Annotated in this window: 14 protein-coding genes; 11 read left to right on the top strand and 3 right to left on the bottom strand. The window is 39.3% G+C overall.

Annotation, left to right across the window (positions count from 1 at the left end; translation table 11 throughout):
* Nucleotides 1-9: 9 nt before the first annotated feature.
* From HQN86_RS25645 to HQN86_RS25615, 7 genes are all read left to right on the top strand, one after another.
* A complete protein-coding gene (locus HQN86_RS25645; RefSeq protein ID WP_172663686.1) occupies nucleotides 10-1,029 on the top strand; it encodes a hypothetical protein in 1,020 nt (339 codons plus the stop codon).
* 123 nt (nucleotides 1,030-1,152) lie between these two features.
* Entirely contained in the window at nucleotides 1,153-2,067 is a 915-nt protein-coding gene (locus tag HQN86_RS25640; protein WP_246269739.1) for an NAD(P)/FAD-dependent oxidoreductase, read from the top strand.
* A gap of 118 nt (nucleotides 2,068-2,185) precedes the next feature.
* A complete protein-coding gene (gene metN / locus HQN86_RS25635) occupies nucleotides 2,186-3,217 on the top strand; it encodes a methionine ABC transporter ATP-binding protein MetN (protein WP_172663685.1) in 1,032 nt (343 codons plus the stop codon).
* On the top strand, nucleotides 3,210-3,866 hold the full coding sequence (locus HQN86_RS25630) for a methionine ABC transporter permease MetI (RefSeq protein ID WP_172663684.1): 657 nt from the start codon (nucleotides 3,210-3,212) through the stop codon (nucleotides 3,864-3,866). The genes metN and HQN86_RS25630 overlap by 8 nt, the downstream gene beginning before the upstream one ends.
* A gap of 16 nt (nucleotides 3,867-3,882) precedes the next feature.
* A complete protein-coding gene (gene metQ, locus HQN86_RS25625; RefSeq protein WP_172663683.1) occupies nucleotides 3,883-4,701 on the top strand; it encodes a methionine ABC transporter substrate-binding lipoprotein MetQ in 819 nt (272 codons plus the stop codon).
* 119 nt (nucleotides 4,702-4,820) lie between these two features.
* Nucleotides 4,821-7,286, top strand: a complete 2,466-nt coding sequence (locus HQN86_RS25620) for an alpha-L-rhamnosidase C-terminal domain-containing protein (protein ID WP_172663682.1) — start codon at nucleotides 4,821-4,823, stop codon at nucleotides 7,284-7,286.
* A 13-nt stretch (nucleotides 7,287-7,299) separates the two neighbouring features.
* A complete protein-coding gene (locus HQN86_RS25615; protein ID WP_172663681.1) occupies nucleotides 7,300-8,109 on the top strand; it encodes a sugar phosphate isomerase/epimerase family protein in 810 nt (269 codons plus the stop codon).
* Nucleotides 8,110-8,117: 8 nt separating this feature from the next.
* Here the strand turns inward: HQN86_RS25615 and HQN86_RS25610 are convergent, their stop codons facing one another.
* Nucleotides 8,118-8,996, bottom strand: coding sequence for an AraC family transcriptional regulator (locus HQN86_RS25610; protein ID WP_172663680.1), 879 nt, complete (start codon nucleotides 8,994-8,996; stop codon nucleotides 8,118-8,120).
* Nucleotides 8,997-9,231: 235 nt separating this feature from the next.
* On the opposite strand from HQN86_RS25610, the gene HQN86_RS25605 reads away from it, so the two are divergent.
* Both HQN86_RS25605 and HQN86_RS25600 read left to right on the top strand, forming a co-directional pair.
* Nucleotides 9,232-11,907, top strand: coding sequence for a c-type cytochrome (locus HQN86_RS25605; RefSeq protein ID WP_172663679.1), 2,676 nt, complete (start codon nucleotides 9,232-9,234; stop codon nucleotides 11,905-11,907).
* Nucleotides 11,908-11,917: 10 nt separating this feature from the next.
* Nucleotides 11,918-12,715, top strand: coding sequence for a 3-keto-disaccharide hydrolase (locus tag HQN86_RS25600; protein WP_172663678.1), 798 nt, complete (start codon nucleotides 11,918-11,920; stop codon nucleotides 12,713-12,715).
* On the opposite strand, the gene HQN86_RS25595 is transcribed toward HQN86_RS25600, so the two are convergent.
* A complete protein-coding gene (locus HQN86_RS25595; RefSeq protein WP_172663677.1) occupies nucleotides 12,628-12,984 on the bottom strand; it encodes a winged helix-turn-helix transcriptional regulator in 357 nt (118 codons plus the stop codon). The two genes, HQN86_RS25600 and HQN86_RS25595, sit on opposite strands and share 88 nt — an antisense overlap.
* A 78-nt stretch (nucleotides 12,985-13,062) precedes the next feature.
* Between HQN86_RS25595 and HQN86_RS25590 the strand changes: the two genes are divergently transcribed.
* Nucleotides 13,063-13,947: an NAD(P)H-binding protein gene (locus HQN86_RS25590; protein ID WP_172663676.1), complete on the top strand. Its 885-nt coding sequence runs from the start codon at nucleotides 13,063-13,065 to the stop codon at nucleotides 13,945-13,947.
* Nucleotides 13,948-13,957: 10 nt separating this feature from the next.
* Here the strand turns inward: HQN86_RS25590 and HQN86_RS25585 are convergent, their stop codons facing one another.
* The gene (locus HQN86_RS25585; protein ID WP_172663675.1) at nucleotides 13,958-14,851 is read right to left on the bottom strand and encodes an AraC family transcriptional regulator; all 894 of its coding nucleotides are present in this window, start codon (nucleotides 14,849-14,851) and stop codon (nucleotides 13,958-13,960) included.
* Nucleotides 14,852-15,107: 256 nt separating this feature from the next.
* Between HQN86_RS25585 and HQN86_RS25580 the strand changes: the two genes are divergently transcribed.
* Nucleotides 15,108-18,107 (top strand): glycosyl hydrolase, encoded by a 3,000-nt coding sequence (locus HQN86_RS25580; protein WP_172663674.1) that lies wholly within the window; start codon nucleotides 15,108-15,110, stop codon nucleotides 18,105-18,107.
* Nucleotides 18,108-18,109 lie beyond the last annotated feature (2 nt).

The raw sequence follows: 18,109 nt of genomic DNA, 5'->3' as shown, positions 1-18,109 counted from the left end.
CTTAAATATATGAGAATTAAAATTCTGTTAACTATTATTCTATTGTCCTCTGCTGTAACAAAAATTTATTCTCAGGAAATCGAAGGTAACCTCAATATTCACACTTTTGCAGATAATAGGGAGTATGCCAGATCTAATCGATTTTCTCAAACTATATTCGGATTAAGATTTTCTCCTGAACTGGGATTATTACTTGATAGTACCCACCGGATTAGAGTTGGGTTTAATGCATTGCATGAATTTGGTTCGCCTAAATTTACCAATAAAATAGATCCTGTTGTTTATTATCAGTTTACGCAACAAAACTGGAATTTTTATATGGGAATGTTTCCAAGACGAGATTTGCTTTCTGATTTCCCAAGAGCTGTTTTAAATGATACGCTAGGTTATTACCGACCAAATGTGGAAGGTATGTTACTTAAATATGAAAATGAAAATTGGAAACAGTTATTATTTATCGATTGGACAAGCCGTCAGACAGCAACCGACAGGGAGAATTTTATATTCGGATTATCAGGTCGTTATAAAAAAGACATGTTCTTTGTTTCTCATTATGCGATGATGCTACATAACGCAGGCCCTGCGATAGATATTCCGGGTGACCATATCGAAGACAACGGAGCACTCGCAGTTAAAGTGGGTTTAGATCTTAGTGGCAGGACATTTTTAGACTCATTAACTTTTAATACAGGTGGTTTGATGTCATTTGAGCGTGAGCGTAGTGTGGGAGGCTGGAAAACACCAAAAGGATTGTTATTGGAAATGGCTGCAGAGTACCACAGATTTGGTGTTACCAATTCATTCTATAAAGGCGACGGCCATCACATCATGGATGGAGACCAATTCTATACGGCCAAAACATATAATAGGTTGGATCTGAGCTGGCGACCAAAAATATATAAAGGAATTGAAGGTAAGTTTACTTTATCCTTTCACTTCCTTGATGGGGTAATTGATAGCCAGCAAGCTTTTGCTATCCGATATAACATCTTCGGAAGTAAGGCTTTGAGGAAAAGCTCATCAAACTAACACCTGTTTGCAAAAAATGAGATTCCGTTAACAGACTTTATTTGCAACTATGTTGCATTGTTGATTATTGTATTTAGTTTTGTTGCTATAAAAGCAATACAGTTTTTTATACATAAATAAACAATGATGGAAGACTCTAAAAGATTTGATGTAATCATAATCGGGGGAAGTTATGCCGGACTTTCAGCTGCTATGGCACTCGGACGTTCGCTAAAAAAGGTTTTAATTATAGATAGCGGAAAACCATGCAATAAGCAAACCCCTCATTCACATAATTTCATTACTCAGGATGGACTGCCTCCTGAACAAATAGCCGCTGCAGCGAAAGATCAGGTTTTAAAGTATAGCACAGTAACTATTCATGAAGATTTTGCAATTGGGGCCGCAAAAGCAGAAGATGATTTTATGATAAGTACACAAAGCGGAGAATCATTTGCTGCAAGCAAATTACTCTTTGCTACCGGTATTAGTGATCAGATGCTTGATATAAAAGGATTTGCAGAATGTTGGGGTATTTCTGTTCTGCATTGTCCATATTGTCATGGTTATGAAGTAAAACATCAACCAATGGGTGTTATTGCCAATGGTGATTTGGGCTTTGAATTCTCCAGGCTAATTTATAATTGGAGTAAAAACCTGGTTTTGCTTACAAATGGACAATCTACTCTTAGTCTGGAACAAACAGAGAGGATTAAACATCACGGTATTGAAATTATAGAAAAAGAGATTGTAGAAATTGAACACAATCAGGGCTATATTACAAATGTTGTTTTTAAAGATGGAAGCAAACAAAAGTTATCAGCGGTTTTTGCCAAAGTGGGATTTAACCAACACTCAACATTGCCTGAGCAACTTGGGTGCAACATCAATGAACAAGGCTTTATTAGCGTTGATGATTTTCAGAGAACAACAATCTCCGGAATTTATGCTGCAGGAGATAATACCACAATGTTTCGTGCAGTATCTGCTGCAACGGCAGCGGGTACAAAAGCAGGCGCAATGATAAATAAAGAACTTATAGAAGAGGCTTTTAGTTAAATAAATGTGTGTTAGATGTAAAAGTCTATTAATACACTAGACTATTAATGATTATTCTTACTTTTGCAGCGAACTTAGTTTTATATACATAGCTAAGTCCAAAACTGCAATAAGTTTAATGATTGAATTAAAAAATATAACTAAAAAGTTTCATCAGAAAAACAGGGAAATTATTGCCCTGTCAAAGGTGTCACTAAAAGTTCCTAAGGGAAAGATATTCGGTGTAATTGGGGCTTCAGGAGCTGGTAAGAGTACATTAATCCGTTGCGTTAATTTATTGGAGAGACCAACTTCAGGAGAAGTAATTGTTGATGGACAAAATCTGATGGACTTATCCCCAGCAGATCTGGCTAAAGAGAGAAGACAAATTGGAATGATCTTTCAACATTTTAATCTTTTGTCTTCCAGAACTGTTTCAGAGAATATAGCTTTCCCGCTGGAGTTGGATAAAATGCCTAAGCAGGAGATCAGTAATAGAGTAGCTGAGCTGCTTGCACTGGTTGGGCTGGAAGAGAAACATAATGATTACCCGGCAAATCTCTCCGGTGGACAAAAGCAACGCGTAGCAATTGCCCGTACTTTGGCCAGTAACCCTAAAGTGCTTTTGTGCGATGAGGCTACCAGTGCGCTTGATCCCGCCACAACAAAATCTATCCTCAACTTATTAAAAGATATTAACAAACGCCTGAATATTACCATTTTACTGATCACACATGAAATGGATGTTGTAAAAAACATCTGTGATCAGGTTGCTGTAATTAGCGGGGGAGAACTTATTGAGCAAGGGTCTGTCAGTGAGATTTTTGCGCATCCCCAAATGGATGTTACTAAGGAGTTTATAGCCTCTTCTTTAAAAATCAATATCCCGTTAGAATATTTGGAAAGGTTAAGCAGTAATAAAGAAGCAGAGAAAAAACCACTGTTAAAATTGGAATTTACAGGGCAATCTGCCGATGATCCTGTATTGTCTGAAGTAAGTCGCTTATTTCAGCTAGACAATAACATTATTTATGCGCAAATTGAATATGCCGGTGGGGTTAAATTTGGTGCAATGGTAATTGAGGTTTCGGGTACTGAAGAGAACCACCAAAAGGCAATAGAATTTTATAATCAAAAACAGATAAGAGTGGAGGTATTGGGATATGTCTGAGTCAATGATTTTACTTCTTTTTAAAGGAGCCTGGGAAACAATCATCATGACTTTTGTGTCCGGTTTTTTTGGATTTGTTATTGGCTTGCCAACAGGTGTACTGTTGTTTATGACCCGCAAGGGACAAGTGTTAGAGAACAGAGGACTTAATAATACGGTGTCGGTTATTGTTAACATCTTTAGATCTATTCCTTTCATTATACTAATTGTTTGGATGATACCCTTTACAAGGATGCTTGTTGGTACCTCTATTGGCGTGGAAGCTGCATTGGTTCCCTTGAGTATTGGTGCGGCACCATTTATTGCCCGCATGGTAGAAAATAGCCTGATCGAGGTTCCTCATGGTTTGGTAGAGGCCGCAAGGGCAATGGGAGCAACACCATTTCAAATTGTTTACAAGGTCCTGCTTCCAGAAGCGCTTCCATCTTTAATCAATACCGCTTCAATTACTTTAATCACTCTTGTCGGTTATTCTGCAATGGGAGGAGCTGTAGGTGCAGGTGGACTAGGCCAGATAGGGTATCAGTATGGATATGTAGGATACGATGTAACTGTAATGAATACGGTACTCGTTTCACTTGTAGCCCTTGTATTCTTTATACAGTTTACTGGCGATTTTATAGCCAAAAAAGTAGATCATAGAAAATAACTTATTAAAAATGCGTATGAAAATAGAAATTAAAGCCCTTGCAATAGTTACAATTATAGCTTCTGTTGGTTTATTCGGCTGCGGAGGCAATTCTAAAAAGAACACTCCCAATCACATTAAAGTTGGAGTTGAATCGGGCCCGGAATATACAATAGCTCAGGTTGCTCAAAAGGTAGCTAAAGAAAAATACGGATTAGACGTAGAGCTGGTACAATTTAATGATTATGTGATGCCCAACGAAGCGCTTCATCAGGGAGATATTGATGCGAATGCATTTCAAAATAAACCTTATTTAGATGTACAGGCCAAGCAGCGGGGTTATAACTTTGCAATTGTTGGTAATACATTTGTTTATCCATTAGCGGGTTATTCGAAAAAGATTAAAAAAATTGAAGAGCTTAAAGACGGTAGCACCATTATTATACCCAATGATCCTACCAACGGCGGCAGGGCATTGTTGTTGTTGCAAAAAGCGAGCCTATTGAAGCTGAAAGATGGAGTGGGCTTATTACCTACTGTAAATGATATTGTAGGAAATCCAAAACAACTTAAAATAGTTGAACTTGAAGCTCCTCAGTTGCCAAGGGCTTTAGACGATCAAAATGTAACTGTAGCTATCATTAACAATACTTTTGCTACACCTGTAGGTTTAGTTGCAGAGCGTGACGGAATCTTTGTAGAAGATAAAAAGTCACCTTACGTAAATATCATTGTCACCAGGGAAGGGGATCAGGACAGAGCAGAAATCAAAAACTTTGTAAAGGCATATCAATCTGCGGAAGTAGCACAGGCAGCCGAAATAGAATTCAAAGGTGGTGCAATTAAGGGATGGTGATGTAAATTAGTGTCAAAAAGTGTAAAGAAAAGCCATTTTATAGCAATGAAATTTTAAGGGTAGCGTGTAACTTCGCTTTAAACCAAATTAGATTTTACTGTATTTAGGAGTAGCTTTTTATGATTCATTTAGCGCGTGTATTTTTTGCAATTACTTTTTTTGTATTCTATTCAAGTTGCATTCAAAGCGTACACGCGCAAAGCAGTATCTATCCTCTGATTTCTGCAAAAAAGAAACTGACTGAAAACCCGTTTTCGCCCGATCCCCTTATTAATTATAGTTGGGATGATCCTAGAGCATCAGATGGTCTGGAAAGCTATAGCTTGCAACCAGTTAGCTGGACAACTTCAACTCCGGATAGTTTTAATACAAATGAATTTAAGAAGACCGGCGTAATTGCTGTAAATGGAAAAGGTTCAATTTGTTTTGATTTTGGACAAACAAATGCTGGCTGGCTTGAATTTGAATCTGACGATTTAATCGATAGTGTAACCATAGGTATCAGCGAATATAATGAGCCCGCAATTGTAAATAGTGGTGCATTACATCCGCTTAAAACTATGACTCCTGTTAAACATGGGCAAACTTACCGGTTAGAATTAAATCCTGAATTTTATGAAGGAGTAAGGTTTGGCTGGATAAATGTGCTTTCTCATCAACAAAACTGGCACATTAAGAGTCTTCGTTTGGTTTGTCAGGTTAAACCTGTAAATTATCAAGGTAGCTTTTCCTGTAGTGATTCGGAACTGACCAGAATATGGTATACCGGTGCCTATACTGTTAAGTTAAATCTCCAAAAAGACTATTTTGGAGCAATATTAATGGAACGGAGCGACCGCCATTCGTGGACCGGAGATGCTTATCCATCGCAGGCAGCCTCAATGGTTGCCTTTGGTAATTATGATTTTGTGAAAGCCAATACCATTAATACGGCAGATCTGAATAATGGCATTCTAAGCTATTCTCTCTATTGGGTTTTAAGTCTTATTGACTATGTAAATTATACAGGAGATGTTGAATTTGCCAAAAGATATATCGATAATGCCTGTAAAAAACTAGATCTCGCATACCAGCATTTTGGTAAATCGCCTAAGTTAGGTTTTTACGGTTGGGACGAACGTCTCGGAGCAGGTTTTGAAAATCCGGATATCCATGAATCTCAGCGTGCTTATTCAATGCTCACCATACGTTCATGGGCCGAATTTGGTCGCTTAATGAAGCAAATTGGAAGGGCTGACCTGGCACAGAAATATACCAATTATGCCCAGCAGAAAATTGCTGAAGAAAGAAAGAAAAAGAACTGGCCAAATGAATTTGGACTTCATGCATCGGCAGACGCCATTAATACTGGCCTTACAACACCTAAGGAAGATGCACTGTTTTATCAGCGGAACTATACTGATCGGGTAAACCGCTTGTCTTACTCCCCTTTTAACGAATACTTTATCATAGGGGCGATGGCCAAAATGCAAAAGCATAAAGAAGCGATAAGTGCAGTTAAAGATTGCTGGGCTGGACAAATCAAATACGGAGGAACAACATTTTTTGAAGTATACCGACCAAGCTGGAACGCAATACTCGATAAAAATGATGCTCCGCCGAATAACCAATGCGGATATACCAGCTTAACACATCCATGGAGCGCAGGAGTAGTTAAATGGCTGTCGGAAGAGGTTTTAGGCATAAAGCCAATGGAACCGGGCTTCAAAGTCTTTGAAATCATGCCTCATTTAGGAGATACCATATCTTATGTTAATGGAAGCACACCAACATTAAATGGATTGATCTCTGCCAGCTTTAATGTAAAATCTGGGATAACTATACTCGAAATACCAAAGGGCACCTTAGCAAAACGGGTTGCAATTCCATTAGGTGGTAATACTGTAAAGTCACTTTCTTTAAATGGAAAATCAATTTTGAATGGAGAGGGATTTCAAATTAAAGATGGCTACATAAATGTAAATAACCTAACGCCAGGGAAATACGAGTATAAGATAACTTATAAAACATTAAATAAAGCGGCGCAAGTAAAAGATATCCCCTGGAATTACCCTATTAATATCTTCCGGCAAGATAGTTTAACTTCTGGAAATTGGAAGGGTAGCTATGGCAAAGAAGGATTTGTGTTGTTTAATTACCTTCAAAATAATAAACATTTACAGAAATTGCCTGTCTATGTATCATCAGTAAAGTTAAGAAATGAGGCAAATGTTCATTCGGAATTGCCGGCAGACAATAGGGTGCTCCGCAACACAACAGGTACTAACCGTACCTTTGGTGCAGTTGTAACTAAAGATCCTGCGCCCACTTTGCAAACCATAACGATGGATGTTCAGGTTGCCGGAACTCAGTCCCATCAAATTGCTTTGTATTTTTTAGATTGGGATAACAAAGAAAGGCGCTCTGCCGTAGAAGTATTTGATGCCAATACACTTAAACTCATCTCACCTGTTCAGTTAATTAAGGATTATCAAAATGGAAAATATCTGATCTTTAATTATACCGGAAGCATACGAATTCGGATCAACCATGTACGTGGGGAGAACGCTGCAGTAAGTGGTATATTTTTCGACAGACATCAATAAGCATCCAAAACAAATGAAAACACAAATTTTGTGCACACTCTGGGGGCTGGAACATCTTCCTCTTGAAGATTCTTTTCTAAAAGTAAAACAGGCAGGCTATGATGGCGTTGATGCATGGATTCCGGAAGATGCTGCAGAACGTAAAAAGTTTATCCGACTTCTGGATGAATATCAATTTCCAATTGTATGTCATCAGCATCAAGCCACAGGAACCGATATTAAGTCTTTTTGTAAGTCTTTTGAGTATTATTTGAATCTCTCTATGGAGTGTAACCCGATACTAATTAATTCGCATAGCGGTAAAGACTATTTCTCAAAAGATGAACAATTAAGGGTAATTGATACAGCGCAGGAATTCTCCGTAAAAAGGAACATCAGGGTTGCCCACGAAACCCATCGGGGTAGGATAGGTTTTAGTCCTTACAATGCAATGGAACTTTTTGCGCTAAGGCCTGATATGAAAATCACAGCCGATCTTTCTCATTGGGTTTGTGTAACCGAAAGCTATCTGGAGAATTGCCCTAATATTTTAGAAGAGGCCATAAAAAGAACTGAACACATTCATGCAAGAGTTGGTTATCCTGAAGGACCACAAGTAACAGACCCGCGTGTAAAAGAATGGCAAACTGCTACACAGATATTTCTTGAGTGGTGGGGTAAAATCATTGACTATAAAAAAGAAGCCGGTGATGAGCTATTAACCATTACTCCAGAATTCGGTCCGCCTCCGTATATGGTTACATTACCCTCAAACGGGATGCCTGTTGCAGATCAGTTTGAAATCAACAGCTACATGAAGGATTTGTTGAGATCAATAACTTAAATATCAATTTATACTTTACGAAGCCTGTATTCTTTAGGTGGCAATCCGTTCTTTTTCTTAAACAAACGCGAAAAATAGAAAATAGAATCAAAACCTGTTTGGTAAGCCACTTCATTAATGGTTAAATTGGTGGATGTAAGTAAATCCTTCGCTTTGTCTAATCTCAGATTAAGGTGATATTGATTTGGTGATAAGCCTGTCGTTTCTTTAAAAATCTTCCTGAATCTCGAATAACCCATAGGCAAATCCTTTACCATTTCTTCTAAATTCACTGGGTTCTCAATAGATTCCTGTAAAAGAAATTTGGCCTTCGAAATGAGTTTAGATTGATTTCCGATATCAGGTGTTTTGTATTTCGATACGGCATTTACCAAGCCTAAAATTTGAAGAGTAAGCCCTGAAACGATCTGACGATACCCAATTTCAGCAGCAGCAACTGTTTTGATAAGTGTATGAAAAAGCTGCAGTAAATCTTCGTTCAGGCCAACATCAATAAAAGGATTCTCAGCGGTAAATATTCCCTTTTTCATCAATTCATTAGGGTAACTCCCATTAAATCCTACCCAATATTCTTCCCAACCATGTTGAGGGTGTGGTTTGTATCTGTGCCATACACCTGGGAATAAAAAGAAACAGGTTCCAGCTTTAATGTTATAGGCTTTGGTTTTTGCAGATTCCAGTAAACCTTCGCCTTTTGTTATGAAAACCAGGTAATAGCCGTCTAGTATTCTGCCCTTATCCCAGGTAAAGGAGTGATCTATTGGATGCTCACGATTGTTTGGGTAATTTTTGTTAGGCTCTACCTTTGCCGAACCAACCGTATTGATGTAAAATCCCCAATTTTTTTCGAATTCACTAATGTTAAGATATTTCTGGTAATTCTTCATTTTAATATTTGGCTTCTTTTATAAAGCTAATTATTTTATCAAAAAGTACAAACGATATTTAAGATTAAGTGCTGTTTTGTCTTATTAATACATTCAATGTGTTGTTTTGTTTAAAGTGGCATATCAGAAAAGATAAAAGATAGCCAGAGCATGTCAGTACAGGACAGCACAGGTTGCGTATTTCATCTATTTACGATATTCTTGTTATACCAAACACACAAATAAACCAACCCACATGAAATCAAACAGAACTAGGTCTGTTAAATTATCTGTAGTATTTTTATTACTCATTCTTATCGGTGTTTCCTTCACCACTTTCCAGAAAGATAATCCAGGACCAAAAGTTGAAAAACTAAAACTTTTACCAAATTTTAAAGCAGAACATTTATACAGCCCGTCTGAAAGTAAAACCGGATCATGGGTAGCCATGACCTTTGATAATAAAGGGCGGATAATTACTTCAGATCAGTATGGCTTTTTATACAGGCTGGAAATACCCCCAATAGGTGCAGATACCACCAAGGTTAAAGTAAAGGTAGAAAAACTAATTGTTGGCGATTCAACAAACGCTAAAGTAGGGATGGGGTATGCCCATGGTTTGCTTTACGCCTTCAATAGCTTATACGTAATGGTTAATCACAATAGCGACGATAAGTTTAAAAGCGGAAGTGGACTTTACCGGTTACAGGATACCGATGGTGATGATCAATTCGATAAAGTAACATTGATGAAAGCATTAATCGGTGAAGGCGAACATGGCCCCCACAGTATTGTGCTTTCTCCTGATAAAAAGTCAATTTACATGATTGCAGGTAATTATACAGATATGCCGGAAATGGACAGTTACCGCCTACCTAAAACCTGGAAAGAAGACAACGCATTGGCAACCATAAAAGACCCTAATGGACATGCTACAGACCGTTTTGCGCCAGGAGCCTTTGTAATGAAAACCGACCCGGAAGGAGTAAAGTGGGAATTGGTAAGTGCAGGATATAGAAATCCATATGATTTTGCCTTTAATGAAGATGGAGAAATGTTTGTTTACGATGGCGACATGGAATGGGATATGGGGATGCCATGGTATAAACCTACCAGAATTTCTCATTCTCCCAGCGGAAGTGAATTTGGCTGGCGCTCCGGAAATACCAATTGGGCACCAAGTTATATTGATAATCTTCCTGCTATATTAAACGTTGGTCAGGGCTCACCTACCAACCTGGTTAGCAGTTATAACGCTCGTTTTCCAGAGAAATATCGTCGTGGTTTATTAGCCTTCGACTGGACTTTTGGCATCATTTATTCCGTACAGCTTATTCCCGATGGATCCTCTTATAAAACAACAGCAGAGGAATTTTTATCTGGTCAGCCTTTACCGCTTACCGACGGTTTGATTGGACCTGATGGCGCACTATACTTTTTAACCGGAGGACGTGAGCTTGAATCTGATTTATACAGAGTTTATTATGGTGATAATTCCTTGCCAAACCAAGAATTGCCAACCAATGCAACAGCAAGTGTGCTCGAAGCACGCAACCTGAGGAAGCAATTGGAAGAGTTTCATACTACACCCAATCCAGAGGCAATTAACATAGCCTGGCCAAACCTGAAAAACAAAGATCGCTATATTCGTTATGCAGCAAGGATTGCTGTTGAGCACCAGCCCGTTGCAGAATGGCAAGACAGAGCCCTGAATGAAAAGGACCCGATTATATTGATGCACGCCATGACCGCACTGGCCAGAAATGGAAGTAAGGAATTAAACAGTAAAATGTTGAATGCGCTGATGCACATCAATTATATGTCACTATCAGAACCGCAGAAGATGGACTTGTTAAGAACGTTTGAGCTAACGTTACTGCGCGCCGGTAAACCCCAACCGGTAGATAGGCTGAAATTAAGCAAATATCTAAATGCTCATTTTCCGGCCAAGAGTAATGAAATCAATCGGTTCATGACAAAGATCCTTGTTTACATCGGCGATGAGCAGGTAGTACCTAAAACTTTGGCCTTAATAGATCTGGCCAAAGACGATGAGGACTACCAGAAGGGAATAACCAGTTCGTCAGATTTGATCTTGAAAAATCCTCAATATGGATTGGATATTGCAAAAACGCTGTCTAAAACGCCACCTTCGCAACAGATTTATTATGCTGTAGCTTTAAGTGAAGCCAAAAAAGGATGGACACCTGCACTTCGTAACAAATATTTTAAATGGTTCTATAAAGCATTCGGGTTTAAGGGTGGTAACAGTTATATCGGTTTTATTGATGAAGCACGTAAAATAGCCCTAACCAATGTGCCAAAAGAACAATTTGCTCATTTTAACAAGATCTCCGGAGACGGCCTGGTAGACAATAAACAGCTTAAACTTGGCGATGTTACACAACCAAAAGGTCCGGGAAGAGACTGGAAACTGGACGAAGCACTTGCAGTAGTAAAAGACAGTTTGGTAGGCAGAAACTATAAGAATGGTAAAATGATGTTTGCCGCCACAATGTGTATTTCTTGCCATACTACAGGTGGCGAGGGTGGTTCTGCAGGTCCCGACCTTACACATCTGGGAACCAGATTCTCTGAGAAAGACATCCTTGAATCTATCATAACACCTAGCAAAGTGATCTCCGATCAGTATGCCGCAAAAGTTTATTATTTAAAAGACGGAAGCTCTATCTATGGAAGATTTAAGAGAGAGACCAAAGACAAGATTTATATTTCTCAAAATCCTTTTTCTCCTCAAACACTTCGGGAAATTAAGAAAAAGGATATAGCAATCACTTCTGTATCTAAATTATCCATTATGATGCCTGGCATGATCAACAGCTTAAATAGTGAGGAATTAAAAGATTTAATGGCTTATTTGATTTCAGGTGGAAATAAAGATAATAAAGTGTTTCAGCCGGCAAGTAAATAGAAGTAAGAAGATGCGTCAAATAAATAGAAATTCAATAAGCTTTATTGGAAGTGTGTTTTTGTTAATGCTAACTTTTTCGGCAATGAGTCAGGAAAAGGATTTTGTTAAAATTTTTGATGGTAAAACACTACAAGGCTGGAAAGGAGATTTAATCCACTGGAAAGTTGAAAACGGAACTATAATAGGTGAGGTCACTCCTCAAAATCAATTAAAGAATAATACTTTTTTAATATGGGCAGGAGGGAAAGTGGGTGATTTTGAACTGAAATTACAGTATAAAATTTCAAAAGGAGGCAATAGTGGTATCCAGTACAGGAGTGAAGAAGTACCCGGTGTTCCCTTTGGACTAAAAGGTTATCAGGCCGACATAGATGGGAACAATGAATATACAGGCTTAAACTATGAAGAAAGAGGCCGTGGCTTTATCGCAAAACGGGGCGAGAAAGTAGTTGTAGATTCATTAGGGAAACCTGATCTCCTTTCAACGTTAGGTACATCAGAGGAGCTGGCAAAGAATATCAGGAAGGATGATTGGAATGAATATCACCTGGTTGTTAAAGGCAATCATATGCAATATTATATCAATGGTGTATTAATGAGTGATGCCACCGATAATGATCCTGCCAATCGTAAAATGACAGGGTTATTAGGCCTTCAGGCACACGTAACCACTGAAATGCGCGTTGAATTCAAGAACATTAGACTAAAACAAGGCCTTGATTATGCCTTAAAATCTCGTGCAAATGCCCATTCAACCATTGCATCGAGAATTGGCTTTAATTCTTCACCTTCAAAACTTAAACTATAGGTTACAAAAGGAGGAACAATATTCTCAGCTTTTCTGATAACCAGCACATCCTGTTGCATCTGTTTTAGGTGCTGTATAAGCATTTTTTCAGTTATGGCCGGAATCAATTTCTTCAGCTCGCTATACCTTTTTGGTCCGCTCATGAGGTGGTAAAGTATTACTGGTTTCCAATGACCTCCAATCTTACTCATCACGTAGCTGACCGGGCAGGTTGCCTTGTTATTTTCTCTGTTGGCATTTAAAGTTGAATTTTCTTTGATCGCTGTCATCTTACATACTTTGGGGTAAGTACTTGTATAAAAGTAAGTACAAATATAACTTTGTCTTTAAATAAAAACAGAACTATCATGAAAATAATTATAACTGGGTCACTGGGGAATATCAGTAGACCACTTTCAATTAACCTGGTTTCTGAAGGACATCAGGTAACCATCGTATCCAGTAACAAAGAAAAATCAGATGAAATTATAAGCCTTGGCGCAATCCCGGCAATTGGATCAGTAAACGACGAACGTTTTCTTACAGATACCTTTATAGGTGCAGATCTAGTATATCTGATGGTACCTAACGATTTCGCTGCCAATGACCTTAGAGGACACATTAAAGAAGTTGGCGAGCACTATGCCAACGCAATAAAAGCCTCTGGTGTTAAAAAAGTAGTTTTATTGAGCAGTATAGGTGCTCATATTGAAAAAGGAACCGGACCAATTGCCGGGCTTTATGCCGTTGAACAGATCTTTAGTAAACTTGAAAATATCGATGTACTAATCCTTCGTCCTGCATTTTTCTATAACAATTTCTATGCAAATCAGGATTTGATCAGACACATGGGAATCATCGGGTCTAACTACGGTGCAGATCAGCCAATCATTATGGTCGATCCAAAAGATATAGCTGCGGCCGCTGCAAATAAAATCAAAGAAGGCTTTACAGGAAAGAACATTTTTTATATTGCGAGTGATAAACGCCTGCTTAAAGAAGTTGCAGAGGAGCTAGGAAAAGCAATTGGTAAGCCTGAATTGCCATGGGTAGCATTTGATGATGTGCAGGCCTTTGATGGAATGGTAGGCGCCGGACTTCCAGAGGAAATTGCAAAGAATTATGTAGAAATGGGCACCGCTATTAGAAGTGGTGTACTTTGGGAGGATTTCGATTCTAAAAACACTGTTCCAATTGGTAAGATCAAACTTGAAGATTTTGCAAAACAGTTTGCCATTGCCTACAACGGATAGCAGAGCCCAATTACCCTTCGTTTACAGTGTCCCTGCAGCGTTTTCTATAGTCGGTGGGTTTTAATCCGGTTTTCTCTTTAAAAAGCTTTGAAAAGTAGAAGCTGGATTCAAAATTAAGATCAATAGAAATCTCCTTGATCGGTATATTGCTGCTGCACAACAAATCCTTTGCCTTTTCTATTTTAAGTTGAAGGTAATACTGACCTGGAGATAAACCTGTGTAATTTTTGAAGAACTTCCGAAACGAGGAGTACCCTACACACAGATCCTGAGCGGCCTGTTCGGCCGAGTAAGGATTGTTTATATTTGAACGAAACAGGAGCATTGCCCGGTTTATAACATTATCTTCTTCCTGGTTACCAAGGGTGTGTTGTTTGGCAAGCGAATGACAGGCACCAAGCAGATAAAACACTGCTCCGGAAACCAGAGGCTGATAACCAGGACGCTCTTGTTTCGTTTTTTCAATAATGCCATTATACACTTCCAGTATGCTTTCATTAAAACCAATATACTGGGTGGGTGCTTCAGGCTTTAAATAGCCTGATGTTACCAGATTGTCTATTATTTTGCCTTTTACGCCTACCCAATATTCATCCCAACCTGTTTCTGGGTCGGGTTTATAACGGTGGCGCTCATTTGGGAACAGTACAATGACTGTTCCTGCATTGATTTTGGTCTGTTTATAATTTTCTGATTCAAAGATCCCGCTTCCACGAGTGATGTAAATAACCTGATATTCCTGCAAGGTACGCCAGCTCTTCCAGTTAAAATTGTGGTGTGCCGGATGATTTTTGAAGGGATATATGCTAGTAGGTCCAATATGCGTACATCCAGTGTTTAACACAATGAGGCCCCAACTTTCATCTTCTTTGCTGACAGGGAGATACTTATAGAAATTAATCATACTCGTCAATCATTTGGCTAGATTTCATAGCATAAACTGCTAAGAATGACTTTTAAAATAGTTGCTCTGATGGGGCAATTGTAAGGTTAAAACTACTAAGAAAAATCATAAAATGTTCTTTAAATATCAAAAAATGCAGGTCATTTATCAAAACCTCTATTTATTTTACTACCCAATAAAGATAGTTTTGGGTACCAATATAAACCGTTAGATAATTAATGCCGAATTTAGTTAGCTGGCGAAAAAAAACAGCCGCATGAAATACTTAAATCACTTTTTTTTAATTTTTGTTCTTACTTGTTTCTCAATTGTTTCTGCCACAGCGCAGTTAGCACAGATGAAAGCAGGTTTTGCCAATCCATCGGATAAATATAAACCCGGCGTCTACTGGTATTTCATGGATGGAAATATGAACGCCAAAACGATAACCAAAGATCTGGAGTCTATGAAAAAGGCTGGTATCGGTAATTTGATCTTTCTGGAAGTAAACGTTGGCGTGCCTAGAGGAACTGTTGATTTTCTTAGTGAACAGTGGACATCTTTGTTTGCCCATGCAGAAAAGGAAGCGCGACGCCTGGGGATAGAAATCACATTGGGGATAGGTCCCGGATGGACAGGCAGCGGTGGCCCATGGGTTAAAGCAGAACAATCTATGCAGCACCTGGTCTCGAGCCAGGTAACTGTCTCTTCAGACGATCACAAAAAGATTGTACTACCCTTGCCTGCACCCAAAAAACCTTTCTTTGGCGAAGGCAACCTGCCGGAAGACTTTAAGAAACAATGGAGAGCATACTATAAAGATGTGGCTGTACTGGGATTTCCTGATATCTCTTCAGTCAAAGCAATTAGCGATTACGAAGAAAAGGCACTGTATTATCGTGCTCCATATAGCTCCGCTACAGTAAAACCCTATTTAGCAGAACCTGATGTTAAGTCGGATCAGGGAAAAGGCATTGAAAAAGGTAAAATAATAGATCTTACCGGTAAGATGGATGCCGATGGAACCCTGAACTGGACTCCGCCAGCAGGTAAATGGATAATTATGCGTTTTGGCAGCCGTAATAACGGCGCAATTACCCGACCAGCGCCTGTCCCGGGATTAGGTTTTGAAGCCGATAAACTGGATACTGCCGCACTTAATGCCCACCTGGATGCCTACCTTGGTAAAATCTTCAAAAAAATAGCTAAACCCGACAGCAAGAGTAATGGCGGGTTAAAAAGGCTGCATATGGACAGTTGGGAAATGGGTGCCCAAAACTGGACAGCGAATTTTAGACAAGAGTTCCTAAAAAGAAGAGGCTACGATCCGATAACCTATTACCCGGTTTACTCAGGAAACGTTGTGGGTTCAAGAGAAGAAAGCGAACGATTTTTGTGGGACCTAAGATTAACGGCGCAGGAGCTTGTGTTACAAAACCATGCGAACCATGTAAAACAATATGGCAAGCGTCATGGACTTTCCTTATCTATAGAACCCTATGACATGAACCCGACTGCAGATCTAGATCTTGGCAGCGTTGCAGATGTACCTATGGCCGAGTTTTGGAGCAAAGGTTTTGGCTTTAATTCTACTTACAGCGTAATTGAAGCAACATCTATTGCTCATGTAGAAGGCAGATCGCTTGTGCCGGCCGAAGCCTTTACAGCACAGAATAATGAAGGATGGAAGCAACACCCGGGGTCAGTAAAAAACCAGGGCGATTGGGCTTTTGCCGCCGGCATAAACCGTTTTGTTTACCATACTTTCCAAAATCAGTTCTTACCTGATTCCTTAAAACCGGGCGCAACAATGGGGCCTTATGGTGTGCATTGGGATCGCGGACAAACCTGGTGGTCAATGGCAACGGCTTATCACCAATACATTACACGTTGCCAATACCTGTTACAGCAGGGGCGTACAGTGGCCGATATTTTATACATGACCCCAGAAGGCGCTCCGCATGTTTTCTTGCCGCCAGCGTCAGCAATTCAGGGCGATACGATTGGTAACAGAAAAGAATACAATTTCGATGGTTGTTCGCCATTACAGCTCATGAAAGCTTCTGTAAAAGGCAAAAATGTAGTGTTCCCAAGCGGAGCATCTTACCGCTTACTTGTGCTGCCGGCTTACGAGTCAATGACGCCTGAACTGCTTACCAAAATTGGGGAACTGGTAAAGCAAGGAGCAACCGTAGTAGGTGGCCCACCATTAAGATCTCCAAGTCTGAGTGGCTTTCCTGATTGCGACAAAAAAGTATTGGCATTAAGTGAAACCATATGGGGTTCTGTAACCAAACCTGCAGCGCAAACAAAAAGAACTTATGGCAAAGGTACCCTGATCTGGGGTGGCGAATTAGCCAGCCGGATTGATAATTTATACCCGCGGTATGAGCTTACTGCTGATATTTTAAAATCAGAAAACTTAGTTGAAGATTTCGTTGCCGATGACATCAGGTATACCCACCGTACAGGAAGCAACTGGGACCTTTATTTCTTGTCGAACACACAAAACAAACCAATAAAAGTAGATGGCAGGTTCCGCAGTGTGCAAGGATCCCCTGAATTATGGAATGCCATTACCGGGAAACGGATTCAGCTAAATGACTTCAAAACAGATCACCAGGTTACTATTATTCCTTTGCAATTGGATGCCTATGAAAGCTGTTTTATTATGTTCTCTAAAGAGAACAAATGGCTGGCATCAAAAACAAAAAAGGAAACTTTAACAAAAACACTTGTGACGCTCGATGGGCCTTGGGAGGTTAAATTTGACCCTAAATGGGGAGGGCCTGCAAGCACTACATTTGATAAACTATCTGATTGGACTACCAATAAAGAGGAGGGAATTAAATACTATTCTGGTACGGCTGCCTATCATAAAACCTTCCATTTTCCGCAGGCAAACCTAAAACAACCGATATATCTGGAGCTTGGAAAGGTGAAGAATATGGCCCGTGTTACCTTAAATGGAAAAGAAATTGGTATAGTATGGACTGCTCCATGGAAAATTGACATCTCTAACCATTTGCAGGCAAAAAACAACCAGCTCAAAATTGAAGTGGTGAACCTTTGGGGCAACAGGCTAATTGGTGATGAAAAAAAACCTGATGATGGAATTAAGGATGATAAATGGCCAGATTGGCTATTGAATAACAAGCCTCGTACAAGCGGAAGATATACTTTTACCACTTCCAAACAGTACAATGCCGACTCTCCTTTACAAGAATCAGGACTTATGGGCCCGGTAACCATCATTCAGGAAACTATAAAAAAATAAAA

Source organism: Pedobacter panaciterrae, assembly GCF_013204795.1.
Lineage (GTDB): Bacteria > Bacteroidota > Bacteroidia > Sphingobacteriales > Sphingobacteriaceae > Pedobacter > Pedobacter panaciterrae.
The sequence above is the reverse complement of the archived record's forward strand: the minus strand, read 5'-3'. Positions and strand labels throughout refer to the sequence as shown.